A 17,112-nucleotide genomic window follows, 5' to 3' on the forward strand; every position below is an offset into this window, starting at 1 on the left:
AAGACTATTCAATAAATGAATAGTCTTTTTTTATGCGCTAATTTCAACCATATCAAGGTTCATTCAAACAAACTTAACGTACTGTTTCACTATCTACTTTTTTTGAAACATCACTGTTAAATTCATCATGAAGCTTTACACATTCAACCACTTTATAAACCTTGGTTTTGTTTTTCAGAAAAGCGGGATTAATCGTCTTTCCTACTATTGAGGCTGCTATCTCATTTAAATCGGTCAGAGGTGAATTAACAAAGTGTACCGTGTCAATTCCTCCTAAGAGATTAACATGGCATTTATAATCATAGGTTCGTATTGGTAGCTCATTCTTATGATATTTCGTACTAGCATGTACACTAATACTGCAAAGTGGAATTAAAAAAGAAACGCCTATAATTCCAACTTTATTCAATAGTAAATTTTTCATTTAATCACTCCCAACAACCAGTAGTAGGTGTTTTTAATCCAACTTCATTAATTGTCATCGTTAAACAGTCGGTATCTTTTAGCTGTATACCTTGTGCTGTAGCAGTTAATATAAAGGTTCTGCCTGCAACTGTTGATGAAATGCTATACCATTTATTTGCTTGATCTCTTGGTACCAAGTAAGGACTCGCTGGAGCGCCGAGCACCGTCATATCAGTTGTATATGCTCTTTGATCTACAAATAATTGCTCTTGTAAGTTGGCTAAGCTAACTAATTCTCTCTGGGCCTCGGTACGATTAGAGCGCCAAATATACTCACTGTAGCTAGGGTATGCAATTGTTGCTAAAATTCCAACAATTGCAACCACTATCATTAATTCCATTAAAGTAAAGCCTTTTACTTGATTAAACCTAGTTAACCTTTTTTTCGCTAATACTTTCTGCATTTTTATCAGGCTATACATCATTCTATTTCTCCGTTGTATAGAGGTATGTTCTTATCGTTTTAGGTCCGGTATCATCTTTAGTAAACACACCCTCTCCTTGAGGAATAAACGTCTTCATTGGAGGTGGTGCGTCAGGATTAAGAGGATCAGGAACAAAATCAGGATCTGGCACTCTCACAAATACTGGGTCACCTGGAGGGTTATAACCTGTAATTATTTTTCGCCAATCGTAAATATTAATTCCTAATTCAAGATCAACCGCATATAAAGCTGCTCCACCGCCAAATACACTACAGCTATCGCCATCTGCAGGTGGTGTAGGAGTAAAGCTATTAAAATAAACAACGCCTGATCTTACCGCTGCCGATGACATACTTTTCTCACCCGATGCATTTCCAAAGCTGATATACCAACCCGACTTCTCACTGGCTAGAATTTGTTCAGCAATTAGCTCATCCCCTTCAAGCCCTTCAAATGGGTTTAATGTGTAGTCTTTTAAATCATCTATTTCAATCAACTCAGGAACTGCAGCACCAGTTAACGACTCAGTAATAATATTTTCATCTTTCACCATAAAAAACTTATCTTCGGTGTCAGTCCCAACCGGATTAGTTACATCGCCACTACCTAAAAGAATCGCTTCATAAGGTTTCTTAAATTGATCAATTTGAGTCGTCGTTATTGTCGTACCAGTTTCTTCATCATATTTTTCAACTGTTGATTCAACGGTTTCAGTAATTAATGCTCTTACAATTGTAGGCCGACTGAAAAATCGTCTATCGTTAGCATTAGAGTCTGAACCTCCTAATGATGCTAGTTTCACCACAGTCCAATCAGCAATTGTTGTCCCTGGCATATCTACTCGCCAGACATTGCCTCCCGTATCACCAGTATATAAACGATCAACATAACCATCAGAATCACCATCTAACGTTGCTATTGTCGAAGGAATACTATCAGTGCCTGAAAATACGGTTGTAATTGAACTTGCCGTTGGGTGCAATCTCCATAATGGGTCCCCAGTTTCAGCATCCACCATATAAATGCCAAGCCCTGCAATATCATCACCACCGATACCTGCACTATCTTTAGCTGTTGAATATCCTGAACCAAAGACTAATACCGGTTTTGCTGAATCACCATCGACATTAATTTTTGAAAAAACCACTTTTGGCTGCGACCAAGATTGCCCCATACCATCATAGGTTCTTCGCCACATAAATTTGGGGTCATCTTTATATGAAATATCTATGGCGTAATAATGGTTGCCTCCTCGCCTTAAGCCGAAGAACAACCAAGCCTTATCAGTACCTTCATCTATAGCTCCGTCACCATCAACATCAGATATGTAAACGGTTGCTGAACCATCAATACCATATTTTTTTTCAGATGAAGGAAAGTTTTCTCGAAAGGCACTAATATTCTTAATAAATTCTTTTGGCATATATGCCCAAGCTTCATCTACAGAGTCACCACTATCACTAAACATATGCAATACTCCTGCATTTGTTCCTACAATAATACGAATATCTGCATTTTCTGCATCACTACCATAATTAATAACGAGCGGCTTTGAATGTAGTGGGTCTCCCATAACGTCATATCGCATTGTCGGTATACTGCCGTCTTCTAACTCAACTTGGTCGATATTTTCACCTTTTGCCCAAGCTAACATGTCATCAATATTTTGATGTGCAGGATCATCAATTACATTCAGCTCTGCAGCTAAATCTTCTGTTGTATTATAAGTCGTAAGGGCATTTGCTCTTGTTAATGGTAATAAATTATTATTGGCATCTAACTTAACATCGCTTAAAAATTTACGGGTAGTAACACCAGCAGAATGTTTAGTTCGTAGCATTTGAGCAACACCACCTTGGTTTACTTCATTGCCATCAGGAGATCCTGTTGTCCATACTGTAGTAGCACCATCTGATATATTGCCATTTTCATCAATAGCATTAACATCATTTTTATCTGTAATTCCAGTACCTGCAACGTTTAACTTTTTAATATTACCTGACCACCGTGGTCCTTTATTAGGTAAAAACATTGCATAATATATAGAGTTTAATGTTTCTGTACGGTCAAAGTTATTTGTTGCTACCGCAGGAGAAGTAAAAGAGCCATAGTTTTCAGAAATTTCAGAGCCTATAAATGCTAATGATTCTTTTAAACCACTAGGATCATTCGCGGCATAATACTTTCCTCCACCTTTACTGGCAGCATCTTTTAGTAATTTAACACCTGGAGGATCATTCTCTTCAATTTCTGCTGTTGCAAAACCAAAACCAATTGTTGATAAGGTGGAGTTTCTTATTTTTGAAAAATTTTCAGTGGCTATATCATTTGGCTCCGCCGCTTCACCTGTAACTAGATCATGGGTACGCATATAATATGCTAAAGGAGCGAGAAAACTTGTTACTGACCCTTCACCACTTGTGCTGTAAGTAATCGCAGTATCGGCAACACCGTCGAGCGCCATAACTTCATCATCCGCAGCACGATCAACTGTAGGATTGCCATCTGTAATTAAAATAGTGTAGATTTCTTTACTACAATCATATGGGCTTTTGTAATTACTACCATTTTCAATGCTTTCATCTCTAGGTGGAGTATTCGCCGTATAACCACTTCTATTTGAGTCGTTATCACCATAATCAACGGCTTTACCACCGAAGTATAAACTAGCTTCATACAAGGACTCACAAAGGGGCGTATTCGTTTCGCCATCTAATTGGTTATTAATAATATCCAAAACTTCGGTTTTAGCGTCAACAGTCATATCTTGTATGCCAAAAACTACCCGTCCACCATCACGAGTGTTTTCACCACTGTAGTTATAATTAAATATTTGTAAACCGAAATCAAAATTAGGATTTGCAACAATAAAATCTGAAATAGCTTGCTGTGCGACTTCTAGGCGAGTATATGAAGTTGTACCAATATCTGCGGCTTCTGCTTGTGCCCAACGTAAATAATTGGCGGTATATAAGGTGACTAACTCACCTGTGTTAAATGATGGACGAGAACCACTGGGATCATTTAATGCACTATAATAGATAGGACTGGCTTCCGTTCCTAATGTATCGACCGGAAGACCGTCATCCATACCAGATGCGTTACGTATATCCTCTGAAGACATATCTGCATGACAATCGATTACATCAATATTGGAACCATTTGTATCAGGTATACCTTCCCATGCACCTGACGCTCCGTGATATTTATAATCGCGAATATATCCAGTATAAAAACCCACTGTATTTAAAATTTCCCATGACGAAGCGCAGCCATTTTTAGCTAATGCAAATCGACGATTTTCATTCGTATCATCAGGTATTGGAAGTGAGTCTCCAGCACCAAAATCTTTAGCGTAATATATATCATTTCCACTTATTGAATAACCATCTAAAGCTGGGTAATCTGTGCCTGGATTATAAGCAGTTTTTGCCGTTAGACTGTTACTTTCCATACTTCCTGAGTTATCAAAAATAATGAGAACCTTAGGATTAGAACCTGTACGCTGTGATTTATCACCCACATATAGTTCAATGTCTTCAGCCATTGAATAACAAGAAACACCTAGAATACAACCTATTACTAACTTCTTCATTATACTCTCCTAATTTGCATTCAACTGCTGAGCAATAGCCGTATTTAAAGTAACGGTACTGGATTCATTATTACCATAGTTTTTAACTACGGTAATTCTTAATACATTACAATCTGTACCTTCTGTATCATCGGCGATTGAAGGGTCAAGATGAGGACATTCTACATAACCAGGGTAATCCTCACGTGTCATCGTCGCTGTAGTGTTTTCAGCAGCAACACCAATAGCTAAACCATTTTCAGGTAAAACTATACTTTGAAAAAGATTGCCATTTTGTCCTACTAAAATGCTTTGATCTACTGTGCCTACAGCTTCTTGCATCGCTAGTACTTTTTCTTGACTTGCTCCTGACATTTTCATATCAGATGTCGTATTCAACATCAATGCAGAAGCCACTCCCGTTAACGCAATTAAAAAAACTAAGGCAACAACTAAAACAAAACCTTGTTCATGTTTTATGTTTGTAATCATATTATTCTCTCTAATTTAACCATGCTTCAAAACCTGAATTATGTAACGTCACAGTCGACACCAGTAATAACCTGCGATAATTATCATCGGGTACTACTTCAAGGTCGCCCAGTAAATAAGTATTAGTATTATCATAATCGTTGTCCGGTAATTGGTCTCTTGCTAACACATACACTTTTACTGCTTTTACTGTGACTTCACTGGTGTTCCAATAATTATTATCTGACATTTCTCTTGCAGAAATATACGCGTTGACAACTCCATCATCATCGCTATCAACACCGTACATAAAATGAATAACTTCTATACCTTCAATTAACGGTTGAAATGTAATTAAACTTGCTCCGCCATTACTTAAAGTCCCTTGCATAAGTACAGGAACAGTATCTGCACCTTGCGCTTCATCTCTAACATAATAAACATGGTGTTGATATTCCCATAACCGGCTCATATTAATATCTGGCACGGCCAAAGTACCAGGAAAAAAGACACCTCTTTCTGAACTAGCATTCAACCAGTAACGATCATCGGCAGGATTTGAAGGAGTTCCATCAGCTTGAGGAGGTAATGGATCGGTAAACACTCTTTTTAGCAATATAATATCTGAATTAACACGGGCATCATTTATACAATTGACAGGATTAGGATTACCTGCAGATACAGTTATTCCCCATAGCGTTTTAAAGCTCGCATTTACATTTTGTGGAAAAGTCGCATTGTTAAGCCCCTCGCCTATACAGTCACCTGCAATGGGAAATGCTGGTAAGCCAACCCCTGTTGTTGTACTAGAGTCAAGTTGTCCAAACAAATCTCCTCGAAAGTTTTGTCTCATCAAATCTTCAGTAAGTACGCTTAATGCAAAACGACCATTTTCTTGTAAGGTACCTAAACTATTTGTTTCCTGGGTGGTGGTTCTCATACCAACAAACACACTCATAATGCCAGCAAAAAGCACTAAGCCTACGGAAAGTGACAAAATAATTTCTATCAGAGTAAAACCTTGTTGCCTGTTTTTCATATAATTCTCTTAATATAAAACTTTGTACTTAAATAACGAATGATTGTAAAACCACTTGACGTCTAGTATCGCTTGAAGTGCCACAGCCTTGGGCTGCAACACTATTATTATTTGCTCCATCTTGAGTGCTCGTTCTTCCTTGCCAACTAACTGTTATAGTTACTTGGTTATTATTAACGGCGATACAACCCACGCCATCAATCAAACTAAACAAACCTTGTCGCCATTGTACTAAATCTTCAACACGTAACTCTGCTGGAGTACATAAAGTACCTGCTGTAAAACACGTTGTTAATTCGACAGGTGCGGCTGCGGTGTAGGTATTTGCGTAATTGCCTAGCTCATTAATATCATTACTGCGCATTCTCTCTAGTATATCTTGCGTTAATGCCGAGGCTACTGAGCGTTGCAATGCATCCATACTGCCTTTTTTAGCGGTTGCTTGCATTGCAACAGCACCAAGAATACCAGTAACTAACACGACTAATGCAATCAGTATTTCAATGAACGTCATGCCATTTTGTTTTTGTTGTTTTATAGAAAACAATGCTTTAGGTCTCATACGAGCTCCTAAGATTTAAATAAAAGTGATTAGAAGATAATGACATAAAAACGAGGAAAATATTATATTTTTTGCACAACAAGGAGAGCAAGGCTATTTTTACTCGCGTAAAAGCCTCTAAAAATTGACTATATGTGTTAAAAAACGCGTACGAAAACCGCATTAACCCATATCCTATATCCATATAATGAGTAGTTAAATCACCTAAATTTATAAATTGAAGACTATCCTATCTTGTTGTATTTAAAAATATTGTTAAGTGTTTCGTTACTACTCACGGTCTTTATTAATTATTTGAAAATTTAAAAAAATGTTAACTAACCGTTAAGAATTTGTCTAATCTCCTACCATCTTTAAGATTAGCGTAATTCTACAGGTACCGCAAACACTATATCTTCTTTACGACCAGGATATTCTATAACTTGATGACCACCAAGGTTTTTTAGCTTTTCGATGACTTGCTCAACTAGAATTGCCGGTGCTGATGCACCTGCAGTAACCCCTATTTTATTGACAGGTAGCCAAGAGGTTTCAATATTATCTGCGGTATCGATTAAATAAGCCGTTGTACCGAGTTTTTCAGAAACTTCTCGTAATCGATTGGAATTAGAACTATTTTTGGCACCAACAACAAGTAATAAATCAACCTCTGAAGCGATTGCTCTTACTGCGTCTTGGCGATTTTGCGTAGCATAACAAATATCATCTTTACGCGGCCCTTCTATATTGGGAAACTTTACTCGTAATGCATCAATAACATCGCTTGTATCATCAACGGATAAAGTTGTTTGGCTACAATAATAAAGTTTATTGGCATCTTTAACCGTCAGCTTGGAGACATCTTCAACCGACTCGACTAAATATATACCGCCTTCAGCACTATCATACTGGCCCATAGTGCCTTCAACTTCAGGGTGTCCTGCATGACCAATAAGTATACATTCAACATTTTTACGACTAGTACGAGAAACTTCCATATGAACTTTAGTAACTAAAGGGCAAGTCGCATCAAAAATCTTTAAACCACGATTTTTTGCTTCATTGCGAACCGCTTTAGATACACCATGAGCACTAAAAATTACTGTACTGTCGTCTGGTATTTCAACCAGTTCATCGACAAAAATAGCCCCACGATCCTTCAAACCATCAACCACAAATTTGTTATGTACAACTTCATGGCGAACATAAATTGGCGCATCAAATAAATCTAAGGCTCGATTAACAATACTAATAGCGCGGTCAACACCGGCACAAAAACCTCTAGGGTTAGCTAAAATAATTTCCATTATTTACTCACTCATTTAACTCTATTTAGCTCTATTTAGCTCTATTTAGCTCTATTTAGCTCTATTTAGCTCTAGTTTAGTGTATTTCTACAACGTCAATTAAAAATGTTACTGCTTGTCCGGCTAACGGGTGATTAAAGTCAATAGTAACAGAAGTCCCTGACACCTCTCTAATCACACCCGGTAATTCAATATTACCAGGTTGTGTGAAAGTGATAATATTGCCCACTTCAGCAGGCACATCGCTATTAAACTTATCAATATCCATATAATGAATATTGTCAGGGTTAGATTCACCAAAAGCATCTGCTGCGCTTAAAGTAAACTCTTTACTCTCGCCTGCTTTTAAACCAATAAGTTGTGCTTCAAATGCTGGAGATATGCTCGCATCTCCCATGATTATTTTCGCAGGTTTATTATTAACTTTAGTGCTATCAGCTGCTGAGCCATCAGAAAGTTTCATAGTAATATGAACAATAATCTCTGAGTTGTTGGTAATGCTGTTATTCGTTGTCATTCAGTTTCACTTATTTGTTAATTTATTCTTTAAGTTTAGTCGGCTCTGCATCATTTTGATCATTAACAAATGAATCAATAATCATCAGGGCTGCACCAACAAAAATAGCGGAATCTGCAACATTAAATGCAGGCCAATGACTATCACCAATGTAAAAATCTAAAAAGTCGATTACATAACCAAAAAGCACTCGATCAATTAAATTGCCTAATGCGCCACTTAGCATTAAAGCAAACGCAACGTTCAACAAAGTATGACTCTTGGGTGTTTTCGCTAACCATACTGTAAAAACGATACTGGCAATAGCTGCAACAGCAGTAAAAAACCAACGTTGCCAACCTCCTTGGTCTGCCAAAAAACTAAAGGCAGCACCAGTATTGTGAACATAGGTAATGTTAAAAAATGATAAAACTTGCATTGACTCATATAAATCAAAACTCGCCACAACTAAATGTTTAGAGACTTGGTCCATAATTAAAAAAACAAATGTGAGTCCTAGCCAGCTTAACCCGCTAGATTTTAATGAAACAGATGTGCTCATGTGATCTTTAATACCTTACAACCAACACAGGAATCTATGTCAGCCTTGATTCAAATAACCTCGAAGTTATCGGGTAACTTCGAGGCTTTTATTTATGCAAAATGACGAACTTCACCATCACCATCAACATTTGTCACACAACGTCCACATAAATCTAAGTGTGTCTCGTTTTGACCAATATCATCAGTAAAGTGCCAACAACGCTCACACTTAGTACCGTTAGATTGGGCGACACTAAGCCATAACCCGTCAATATCAGTTGCTGTTGTATTAGCGGGTTGCTCGGTTACAACTTCCACAGAGGCACCAGAGGTAATTAAAACAAATCGTAATTCTTCACCTAATGAGAATAACTTATCAGCAAGAGCTTGGCTTGCATATAAAGTTACCGTCGCCTCTAAAGCTTTACCTATCACTTTTTCTTTACGAGCGAGTTCAATAGCGCGGTTAACTTCAGCGCGGATAAGTAATAAATCATTCCAATACTCACTATTGTACTCAGTATTTTCTGGTAGCTTTTCTAATCCGTCAAACCAAACACTCGTGAAAACAAACTCTTCTCGTGCTTCGCCATTTGCAGCTACAGGCAGCGCTTGCCAAATTTCTTGAGCTGTAAAAGATAGAATAGGCGCCATCCAGCGTGTCATAGCTTCAGCAATTAAGTAGATTGCTGTTTGACAAGAACGACGTGCAACACTGTCACTTTTTGCGGTGTATTGTCTATCTTTAATAATATCTAGGTAAAAACTTCCTAGCTCTGTCGTACAAAAATTCATGATTTTATGTACCACTACATGAAACTCATATTCGTTATACGCTGCTTCGATTTCTTCTTGTAATTGTGCCGCACGACCGACTACCCAACGATCTAAAGCAACCATATCATCAAAGGCAACTGTATGATTCGCTGGCTCGAAACCATTTAAGTTAGCTAGTAAGAAACGTGAAGTATTACGAATACGACGATAAGCATCTGACTGACGTTTAAAAATTTCATCAGAAACCGTAATTTCTTGAGTATAATTCACAGAAGCAACCCACAAACGCAAAACGTCTGCTCCCATTTTACTGGTAATTTGAGCTGGCGTGATCACATTGCCTAATGATTTAGACATTTTATGACCATTAACATCAACAGTAAATCCATGAGTTAATACTTGCTTGTATGGTGCTTTACCATTCATTGCAACGGAAGAAATCATCGATGACATAAACCAACCACGATGTTGATCTGAGCCTTCAAGATATAAATCGGCAATACCATCAAACTCTTCGCGAGCATTAACGACTGAATAATGAGTAGTGCCAGAATCAAACCAAACATCTAAAGTGTCTGGCACTTTAATGTATTCTTTCGCATCGTCACCAATAAGCTCTGCTGCATCCATATCAAACCAAGCTTGAATTCCCGATTTTTCAACACGCTGAGCAACTTCTTCAATAAGTTCAATACTACGAGGGTGAAGTGCTCCAGTGTCTTGATGAATAAACAATGCCATTGGAACGCCCCACGTACGTTGACGTGAAATACACCAGTCTGGTCGACCTTCTACCATAGATTCAATACGGCGTTGGCCCCAGTCTGGGATCCATTGTGTTTTTTCAATTTCATTTAATGAGTCTTGACGAAGCCCTTTATTGTCCATGCTAATAAACCATTGAGGTGTTGCACGAAAAATAAGTGGTGTTTTATGACGCCAGCAATGAGGATAAGAATGCTCCATTGCATGATGATGTAATAACGCTCCGTGCTCTTTTAATGTGTCAACAACATTAGCATTGGCTTTAAAAACATGCTGGCCAGCAAACAAAGGGGTATCTTCTAAATAAACACCATTTGCACCAACCGGGTTAGCCACTTCTAAATTATAAAGTTTACCTACTTCAAAATCTTCCACACCATGGCCCGGTGCGGTGTGAACACAACCCGTACCTGAATCAGTTGTAACATGCTCACCTAAAATCACCGGAACGGTAAAATCATAAATCGGGTGTTTAAGTGCAACTAAATCTAGTTCACTACCTTTACAAAAACCTAACGCGTGGTATTTATCAATGCCATACCGGTCCATACATGAAGTAACAAGATCAGAAGCCAAGATTAATCGTTCTTTTCCTTGCGCAGTTTCGCATTGCACTAAGGTGTATTCAACATCAGCATTGACTGACACAGCTCTGTTAGCTGGTAATGTCCACGGCGTTGTAGTCCAAATAACAACAGAAATATTGCCTTCACCTTCGTGTTGTTCAGGGTGATCAAACTTATCAGCAACTGATTGCTCCACAACACTGAACTTTACATCTATTGCTGGAGACTGCTTATTTTTATATTCAACTTCAGCTTCCGCTAAAGAAGAGCCGCAATCTGTACACCAATGCACAGGTTTAAACCCTTGATGTAAATGACCATTTTCAGCAATTTTACCCAACGAACGAATAATATTAGCTTCAGTGTCAAAATCCATTGTTAAATAAGGCTTTTCCCAATCAGCAAAAATACCTAATCGTTTAAAATCTTCACGTTGACCATTAACTTGTTTAGCTGCATATTCACGACATTTTTCACGAAAAACGCTCGCTGAAACTTTATGTCCAGGTTTACCAACTTTTTTCTCAACCATTAATTCAATTGGCAGACCATGACAATCCCAACCAGGCACATACGGTGCATTAAAGTCAGAAAGTGTTTTTGATTTAACAATAATATCTTTAAGAATTTTATTAACTGAGTGCCCTAAGTGAATATCACCATTCGCATATGGAGGGCCATCATGCAATATAAATGACTTTTTGCCTTTTTTTGCCGCACGAATTTGACCATACAAGTCTTTACTCGCCCAATCTTTAAGCATTTGTGGTTCACGATTCGCCATATTTCCTTTCATAGGGAAACTTGTATCAGGCAAATTTAAGGTATGTTTATAATCACTCATTTAAATCAATATCCGCTGTCGTTAACGTGTTAATTTACTGTTAGATGTCTTACTTTTCATTATGCTTTCACGCTTAATCTCTTTTATATTCACTTGCTATAAAAGTTTGCGCTTGTTTACTGTCTAAATCAATTTGATGCGTTAATGCATCAATTGACTCAAACTTCATTTCATTTCTTAGCTTTTTCAAAAGGGTAACTTCAATATGTTGCCCATATAAATCATTATTAAAATTAAAAATATGTACTTCTAATTGTGCTTTTTTTCCTGAAACTGTTGGTCTACTACCTATATTAGCAACACCAAAATAATTACCTTCTCGAGTAGTTACCTTAACAGCATAAACACCTGCAACTGGTGACACTCGTCTTTTTAAAGAGACATTAGCTGTTGGAAAGCCTATCTCACGGCCTCTTTTATCGCCATGAAAAACTCGACCAATAATCGAATAAGGTCGGCCAAGCATAACTTCAGCATCCGTTAGTCTGTCTTCTTCTAATGCTTGTCGAATTTCAGTACTACTAATTCGACAGTCAGCTAATTTAAAACTTGCCGTATCGGTAACAGAAAAATTAAATTGTTTGCCGGCTTGGCATAACATTTCAAAATTTCCTTGCCTATTCTTACCAAAATGAAAATCATCACCAATAATTAAGTGTTTTACTGCCAACCGCTTGACCAATAGGTTTTCAATAAACGTTTGGGCTGACTGATTGGCAAATTTTCGATTAAAGTTTACGCAGATTAATCGATCTACACCTAATTGCTCTAATAAATGATATTTATCTCTTAATCGGCATAACCTTGCTGGTGCTGTTTCTGGTGAAAATAATTCTTGAGGCTGTGGTTCAAACACCAAAACAACTGCTTCGCAATTTAATTCGTTCGCTTTCTTAACAAGCGCCGCGATAACACGTCGATGACCTAAATGTACACCATCAAAATTACCAATCGTTAATGCACAGCCTTTTTTTAAAGAGCTATCAGTTAACTGAATGTTATGTATACCGCGCACTAACTGCATTTAAACCAGATAACTTAAGAAAAACTTAAGCCCTCAAAAACACTATAAAAAAATATAAATACTTGTTTAATACCGATTAATGCAAGATTAAACAAAAATGATCATAATAAAGCCGAAGAATTATATATTACTCTGAGTGAAGAATCAGCATTGAAATCGTATTAGCTCGTGCTTTTTTGTACTTTAAAATCACTTAATCGAATACCTAAAATAAAAATTGCGATAAAATAGCTTAATCCTCCCAATAAAATGCAAATGACTAGCTGTGTTATCTGTTCGATAAAGCTCAGTGTTAGCCAACGTTCAAAACTTGGAGATAAATAATAAACCACTATACTCATTAATAACGCGCTAACGATTAATCGAACAATAAACCATAGTGTTTTAGTCGATAGTCGGTAAACATTTTCAGCTTTTAACCCTCTGTATAACAAAAAGGCATTTAATGTCGCCGACATCGATGTTGCCAAAGCCAAACCGACATAACCGAAAAATGGCGCTAGCATTAAATTAAATACCATATTGGCGATCATGGCTTTAATGCCTATTTTCACAGGAGTTTTCGTATCGTGTCGTGAGTAATAGCCGGGAGCTAATACCTTAATCATCATAAAACTCATTAAACCTGACAAATAAGCAAATAAAGCATACGATACTTGAGTGACATCATGATCGTTAAACTCTCCGCGCATAAACAACACCATTATTATCGGTTGGGCTAGCACCATCAGTCCAGCCAAGGCAGGAAGGCCAAGTAAGGAAATAACCTTAACAGCCCAATCTATTGTGGCATTAAACTCATCATTATTTTTGCGAACATGTAAACTAGATAAACTCGGTAAAATTACGGTTGCGATACCAATGCCAAACAAGCCTAAAGGAAACTCTAACAATCGGTCAGCATAATAAAGCCAACTGATTGACCCCGTCACTAAGATACTGGCAATAACCGTATCAAGTAATAAATTAATTTGGGTGACAGACACCCCAAACAAGGCAGGAATAATAAGTTTTCTTATTTTAACCACTCCCGTTGCTTGCCACGCCCATTTGGGTTTAACTAAAACACCTGCTTTAATTAAAAATGGAATTTGAAAAAGAAATTGCGTTAAGCCTCCAAGAAACACTCCCCATGCAAGTGCATAAGCGGGATCAGAAACTTGAGGAGAGATATAAATAGCTGCACCAATAATAGATACGTTCAGTAATACAGGAGAAAATGCCGCAACGGCAAAGCGCCCCATAGTATTTAAAATAGCTCCGGCAAGCGCAGTAAAGCTCACAAACCAAAGGTAGGGAAAAGTAATTTTAAGTAATGTGGCTGCTAAATCAAATTTCTGGGCACTTGCGCCATCATTAAGCCAATCATAAAACCAACCAGGTCCAAAAATCATAACAATAACAGGCGATGCAATAACGCCAAATAATGTCACTAAGGTAACAATAACACCTAATGTTCCCGAAACTTGAGCAATTAATTGCTTTGTTTCATAAGTTCCATCACGCTCATCATTAGCTTGATATTCACTTAACACGGGCACAAATGCTTGAGCAAACGCTCCTTCAGCAAACAGTCGACGTAAAAAATTAGGAATTTTATTAGCAAACAAAAACACATCAGCTGAAGCGCCTGTGCCCATGACATTCGCAATAACAACATCACGAACTAAACCTAATACCCGGGATATTAAGGTCATAAAACTAACAATCATGCCTGACTTAATTAATTTTTTACTCAAAAATTTTCCTTAACTTACCGTCAAAACAAGCACATATATGCAATAAAGATTAGGCCAGTATTATGTCTCGTTTTTATCGCGATAAACAAGTGATTAAACGACAGATTTAATTTATAATGTGCGCAGAATTAAAACATTAACTTTATTTTGGCTTATTTCTACTTTGAGAACGATCAAACTTCGTCAACTTATTCGGTTTTTAACAAATAAGCGATGAATTAACTTGACATACCCCTCAAAAACAGGCATATTTTCTCGCCTTAAATTTAGGCTATATTTATTCACATTTTAGGAGTTCACCTTGGCTAACTCAAAGCAAGCTAAGAAGCGCGCAGTACAATCTGAGAAGCGTCGTCAACACAATGCAAGCCGTCGTTCAATGATGCGTACTTTAACAAAAAAAGTAATCGTAGCAATTGAAGCCGGTGACAAAGAAGTTGCAACTAAAGAACTAGCAGCTGCTACACCGATCCTTGATCGTTACGCATCTAAAGGTCTTATTCATAAAAACAAAGCTGCTCGTAGCAAGAGTCGTTTAAACGCTGCAATTAAAGCGCTTTAGTTTTTAATACGAATTTTATTTAATAACGGCTTTTCGTCAGTTATTAAAAAGCAAAAAACCGACATTAGTCGGTTTTTTTATACCTGTTTTTTAACCAAGTTCTTTTTAAAGTATTAATTATACATTTAATACTTGTACTCACTGATAAGATTTTTTAGTCTCTATAACCATACGGCAGCTCTTCGAAGCATCATCAATTAAATTTAATAAATGCCGAATTATTAACGAGATTATAAAATGATTTTATCCAAGAAAATAACAACCGCCAAAAAAGCAAAATATTCTAAAATTACAGCAGTACTATTACTTGCAATAACAACACTCAGTGCATGCGATGAAAAAAACGACGCATTAACAACTCAATCTCCATTACTATTACCTGAATATGAAAACCGACTAGATATATATAAAACAGTTACCTTATCTGCTGATTTAAGTCACTTATCTAGTAATCAACATAAAATGCTAGCTTTACTTATTGATGCTTCAAAAATTATTGATGATCTATTCTGGTTACAAGCTTTTGGCCGTGATAAAGCAACCTTTTTGGCTAGCATTAAAAATGACAAAGTGCGTAATTTTGTTGATATTAACTATGGCCCTTGGGACAGGTTAAACGGTGATGCACCACTTCTTGAAGGTGTTCAGGATAAACCTCTAGGAGCTCAATTTTATCCGGAAGATATAACAAAAGAAGAATTCGAAAAAGCAGCATTTAATGATAAAAATGGCCTCTACTCATTAGTGCGTCGAGACAAAGAAAATAAATTAATGACGATTGCTTATTCTGAGGCCTATACTGATCAAATAAATCGTATTGCCGCTATTTTAGATAAAGCAGCAACCTTTGCTGACGATAAAGAGTTTGCCAATTACTTAACGCTCAGAGCTGAAGCATTACGTAGCGATCAATATCAAGTCTCAGACTTTGCCTGGATGGATATGAAAAACAATCCTATTGATGTTGTAATAGGTCCTATCGAAAATTATGAAGATCAACTCTATGGTTATCGAGCCGCATTTGAGTCTTATGTATTGATCAAAGATTTATCTTGGAGTGAGAAGCTTGCTAAGTATGCAGCTTACTTACCCGAGCTGCAAAAAAACTTACCTGTTGCTAAAAAATACAAACAAGAAGTACCTGGCTCTGATGCAGATTTAAATGCTTATGACGTTATTTATTATGCAGGTCACTCTAATGCCGGTAGCAAAACTATTGCTATTAATCTACCAAACGATGAACAAGTACAGTTAGAAAAAGGTACACGTCGCTTACAATTAAAAAATGCCATGCGAGCAAAATTCGATGCCATTATGATGCCAATTGCCGCCACGTTAATCGTACCTGAGCAACGAAAAAACGTAACCTTTACCGGCTTTTTTGCTAACACTATGTTTCATGAAGTCGCTCATGGCTTAGGCATTAAAAACACCATTAATGATAAAGGCACCGTAAGACAATCATTAAAAGAACATGCCTCAGCATTAGAAGAAGGTAAAGCAGATATTTTAGGGCTTTACATGATCAAACAACTTATCGATAAAGGTGCAATTACCGACGGGACGTTAGAAGACTATTATACAACCTTTTTAGCAGGTATTTTTCGCTCTGTTCGTTTTGGCGCAAGCTCAGCTCACGGCAAGGCTAATATGGTGCGCTTTAATTACTTCCAAGAACAAGGTGCATTTACTCGTAATGAACAAGGCCTTTATAGTGTAAATATAGAAAAAATGACTTTAGCAATTAATAGCCTTTCTAAACTAATACTAACCCTGCAAGGCAATGGCGATTATCAAGGCGTAAGCGATCTTGTTACTGCTAGCGGTATCATTAAAACTGATTTAGCTACCGACTTAGCCCGCTTAGAAGCTGCGAACATTCCTGTTGATATAGTTTTTGAACAAGGTAAACAGGTTTTAGGCTTGTAAGCTTGTCACTGACTCCCCTACTTTAAACCGAGTACCTAATGTATT

General features: G+C 37.2%; 14 protein-coding genes. 2 read left to right on the forward strand and 12 right to left on the reverse strand.

Annotated features, from left to right (window positions below):
* Positions 1-73: 73 nt before the first annotated feature.
* The 12 genes from AC27G3_RS17185 to murJ form a co-directional block, all read right to left on the reverse strand.
* Positions 74-424, reverse strand: a complete 351-nt coding sequence (locus AC27G3_RS17185) for a TapY2 family type IVa secretion system protein (protein ID WP_487123707.1) — start codon at positions 422-424, stop codon at positions 74-76.
* Between the two features lie 4 nt (positions 425-428).
* Complete coding sequence (locus AC27G3_RS17190) at positions 429-890, reverse strand: type IV pilin protein (RefSeq protein WP_487123709.1); 462 nt, start codon at positions 888-890, stop codon at positions 429-431.
* Position 891: 1 nt separating this feature from the next.
* Positions 892-4,485, reverse strand: coding sequence for a pilus assembly protein (locus AC27G3_RS17195; RefSeq protein ID WP_487123711.1), 3,594 nt, complete (start codon positions 4,483-4,485; stop codon positions 892-894).
* Positions 4,486-4,494: 9 nt separating this feature from the next.
* Positions 4,495-4,956, reverse strand: a complete 462-nt coding sequence (locus tag AC27G3_RS17200) for a pilus assembly PilX family protein (RefSeq protein ID WP_487123713.1) — start codon at positions 4,954-4,956, stop codon at positions 4,495-4,497.
* A 10-nt stretch (positions 4,957-4,966) separates the two neighbouring features.
* Positions 4,967-5,974 (reverse strand): PilW family protein, encoded by a 1,008-nt coding sequence (locus tag AC27G3_RS17205; RefSeq protein ID WP_487123715.1) that lies wholly within the window; start codon positions 5,972-5,974, stop codon positions 4,967-4,969.
* A 28-nt stretch (positions 5,975-6,002) separates the two neighbouring features.
* Positions 6,003-6,536: a type IV pilus modification protein PilV gene (pilV, locus tag AC27G3_RS17210; RefSeq protein ID WP_487123717.1), complete on the reverse strand. Its 534-nt coding sequence runs from the start codon at positions 6,534-6,536 to the stop codon at positions 6,003-6,005.
* A 359-nt stretch (positions 6,537-6,895) separates the two neighbouring features.
* Positions 6,896-7,822, reverse strand: a complete 927-nt coding sequence (ispH, locus tag AC27G3_RS17215; RefSeq protein ID WP_487123719.1) for a 4-hydroxy-3-methylbut-2-enyl diphosphate reductase — start codon at positions 7,820-7,822, stop codon at positions 6,896-6,898.
* 76 nt (positions 7,823-7,898) lie between these two features.
* A complete protein-coding gene (gene fkpB, locus AC27G3_RS17220) occupies positions 7,899-8,339 on the reverse strand; it encodes an FKBP-type peptidyl-prolyl cis-trans isomerase (RefSeq protein ID WP_487123720.1) in 441 nt (146 codons plus the stop codon).
* Between the two features lie 22 nt (positions 8,340-8,361).
* Positions 8,362-8,880: a signal peptidase II gene (gene lspA, locus AC27G3_RS17225; protein ID WP_487123721.1), complete on the reverse strand. Its 519-nt coding sequence runs from the start codon at positions 8,878-8,880 to the stop codon at positions 8,362-8,364.
* 92 nt (positions 8,881-8,972) lie between these two features.
* Positions 8,973-11,813 (reverse strand): isoleucine--tRNA ligase, encoded by a 2,841-nt coding sequence (gene ileS, locus AC27G3_RS17230; protein WP_487123723.1) that lies wholly within the window; start codon positions 11,811-11,813, stop codon positions 8,973-8,975.
* Between the two features lie 73 nt (positions 11,814-11,886).
* Complete coding sequence (gene ribF, locus AC27G3_RS17235; protein ID WP_487123725.1) at positions 11,887-12,837, reverse strand: bifunctional riboflavin kinase/FAD synthetase; 951 nt, start codon at positions 12,835-12,837, stop codon at positions 11,887-11,889.
* Positions 12,838-12,998: 161 nt separating this feature from the next.
* Positions 12,999-14,576 carry a murein biosynthesis integral membrane protein MurJ gene (gene murJ / locus AC27G3_RS17240; RefSeq protein WP_487123727.1) on the reverse strand — a complete coding sequence of 526 codons (1,578 nt, stop codon included), beginning with the start codon at positions 14,574-14,576 and terminating at the stop codon, positions 12,999-13,001.
* Between the two features lie 301 nt (positions 14,577-14,877).
* On the opposite strand from murJ, the gene rpsT reads away from it, so the two are divergent.
* The gene (gene rpsT, locus AC27G3_RS17245) at positions 14,878-15,138 is read left to right on the forward strand and encodes a 30S ribosomal protein S20 (RefSeq protein WP_487123728.1); all 261 of its coding nucleotides are present in this window, start codon (positions 14,878-14,880) and stop codon (positions 15,136-15,138) included.
* A 237-nt stretch (positions 15,139-15,375) separates the two neighbouring features.
* Positions 15,376-17,067 carry a dipeptidyl-peptidase 3 family protein gene (locus tag AC27G3_RS17250; protein WP_487123730.1) on the forward strand — a complete coding sequence of 564 codons (1,692 nt, stop codon included), beginning with the start codon at positions 15,376-15,378 and terminating at the stop codon, positions 17,065-17,067.
* Positions 17,068-17,112: the final 45 nt, after the last annotated feature.

The sequence above is a fragment of the Colwellia sp. SU-HH01217 genome (genome assembly GCF_057543495.1).

Bases quoted from the DNA above. Each gene is read 5' to 3' on its own strand.
- ileS (WP_487123723.1), bottom strand. From the start codon at position 11,813: ATGAGTGATTATAAACATACCTTAAATTTGCCTGATACAAGTTTCCCT.
- ispH (WP_487123719.1), bottom strand. From the start codon at position 7,822: ATGGAAATTATTTTAGCTAACCCTAGAGGTTTTTGTGCCGGTGTTGAC.
- AC27G3_RS17190 (WP_487123709.1), bottom strand. From the start codon at position 890: ATGATGTATAGCCTGATAAAAATGCAGAAAGTATTAGCGAAAAAAAGG.
- AC27G3_RS17200 (WP_487123713.1), bottom strand. From the start codon at position 4,956: ATGATTACAAACATAAAACATGAACAAGGTTTTGTTTTAGTTGTTGCC.
- AC27G3_RS17250 (WP_487123730.1), top strand. From the start codon at position 15,376: ATGATTTTATCCAAGAAAATAACAACCGCCAAAAAAGCAAAATATTCT.
- pilV (WP_487123717.1), bottom strand. From the start codon at position 6,536: ATGAGACCTAAAGCATTGTTTTCTATAAAACAACAAAAACAAAATGGC.
- AC27G3_RS17205 (WP_487123715.1), bottom strand. From the start codon at position 5,974: ATGAAAAACAGGCAACAAGGTTTTACTCTGATAGAAATTATTTTGTCA.
- lspA (WP_487123721.1), bottom strand. From the start codon at position 8,880: ATGAGCACATCTGTTTCATTAAAATCTAGCGGGTTAAGCTGGCTAGGA.
- fkpB (WP_487123720.1), bottom strand. From the start codon at position 8,339: ATGACAACGAATAACAGCATTACCAACAACTCAGAGATTATTGTTCAT.
- AC27G3_RS17195 (WP_487123711.1), bottom strand. From the start codon at position 4,485: ATGAAGAAGTTAGTAATAGGTTGTATTCTAGGTGTTTCTTGTTATTCA.
- AC27G3_RS17185 (WP_487123707.1), bottom strand. From the start codon at position 424: ATGAAAAATTTACTATTGAATAAAGTTGGAATTATAGGCGTTTCTTTT.
- ribF (WP_487123725.1), bottom strand. From the start codon at position 12,837: ATGCAGTTAGTGCGCGGTATACATAACATTCAGTTAACTGATAGCTCT.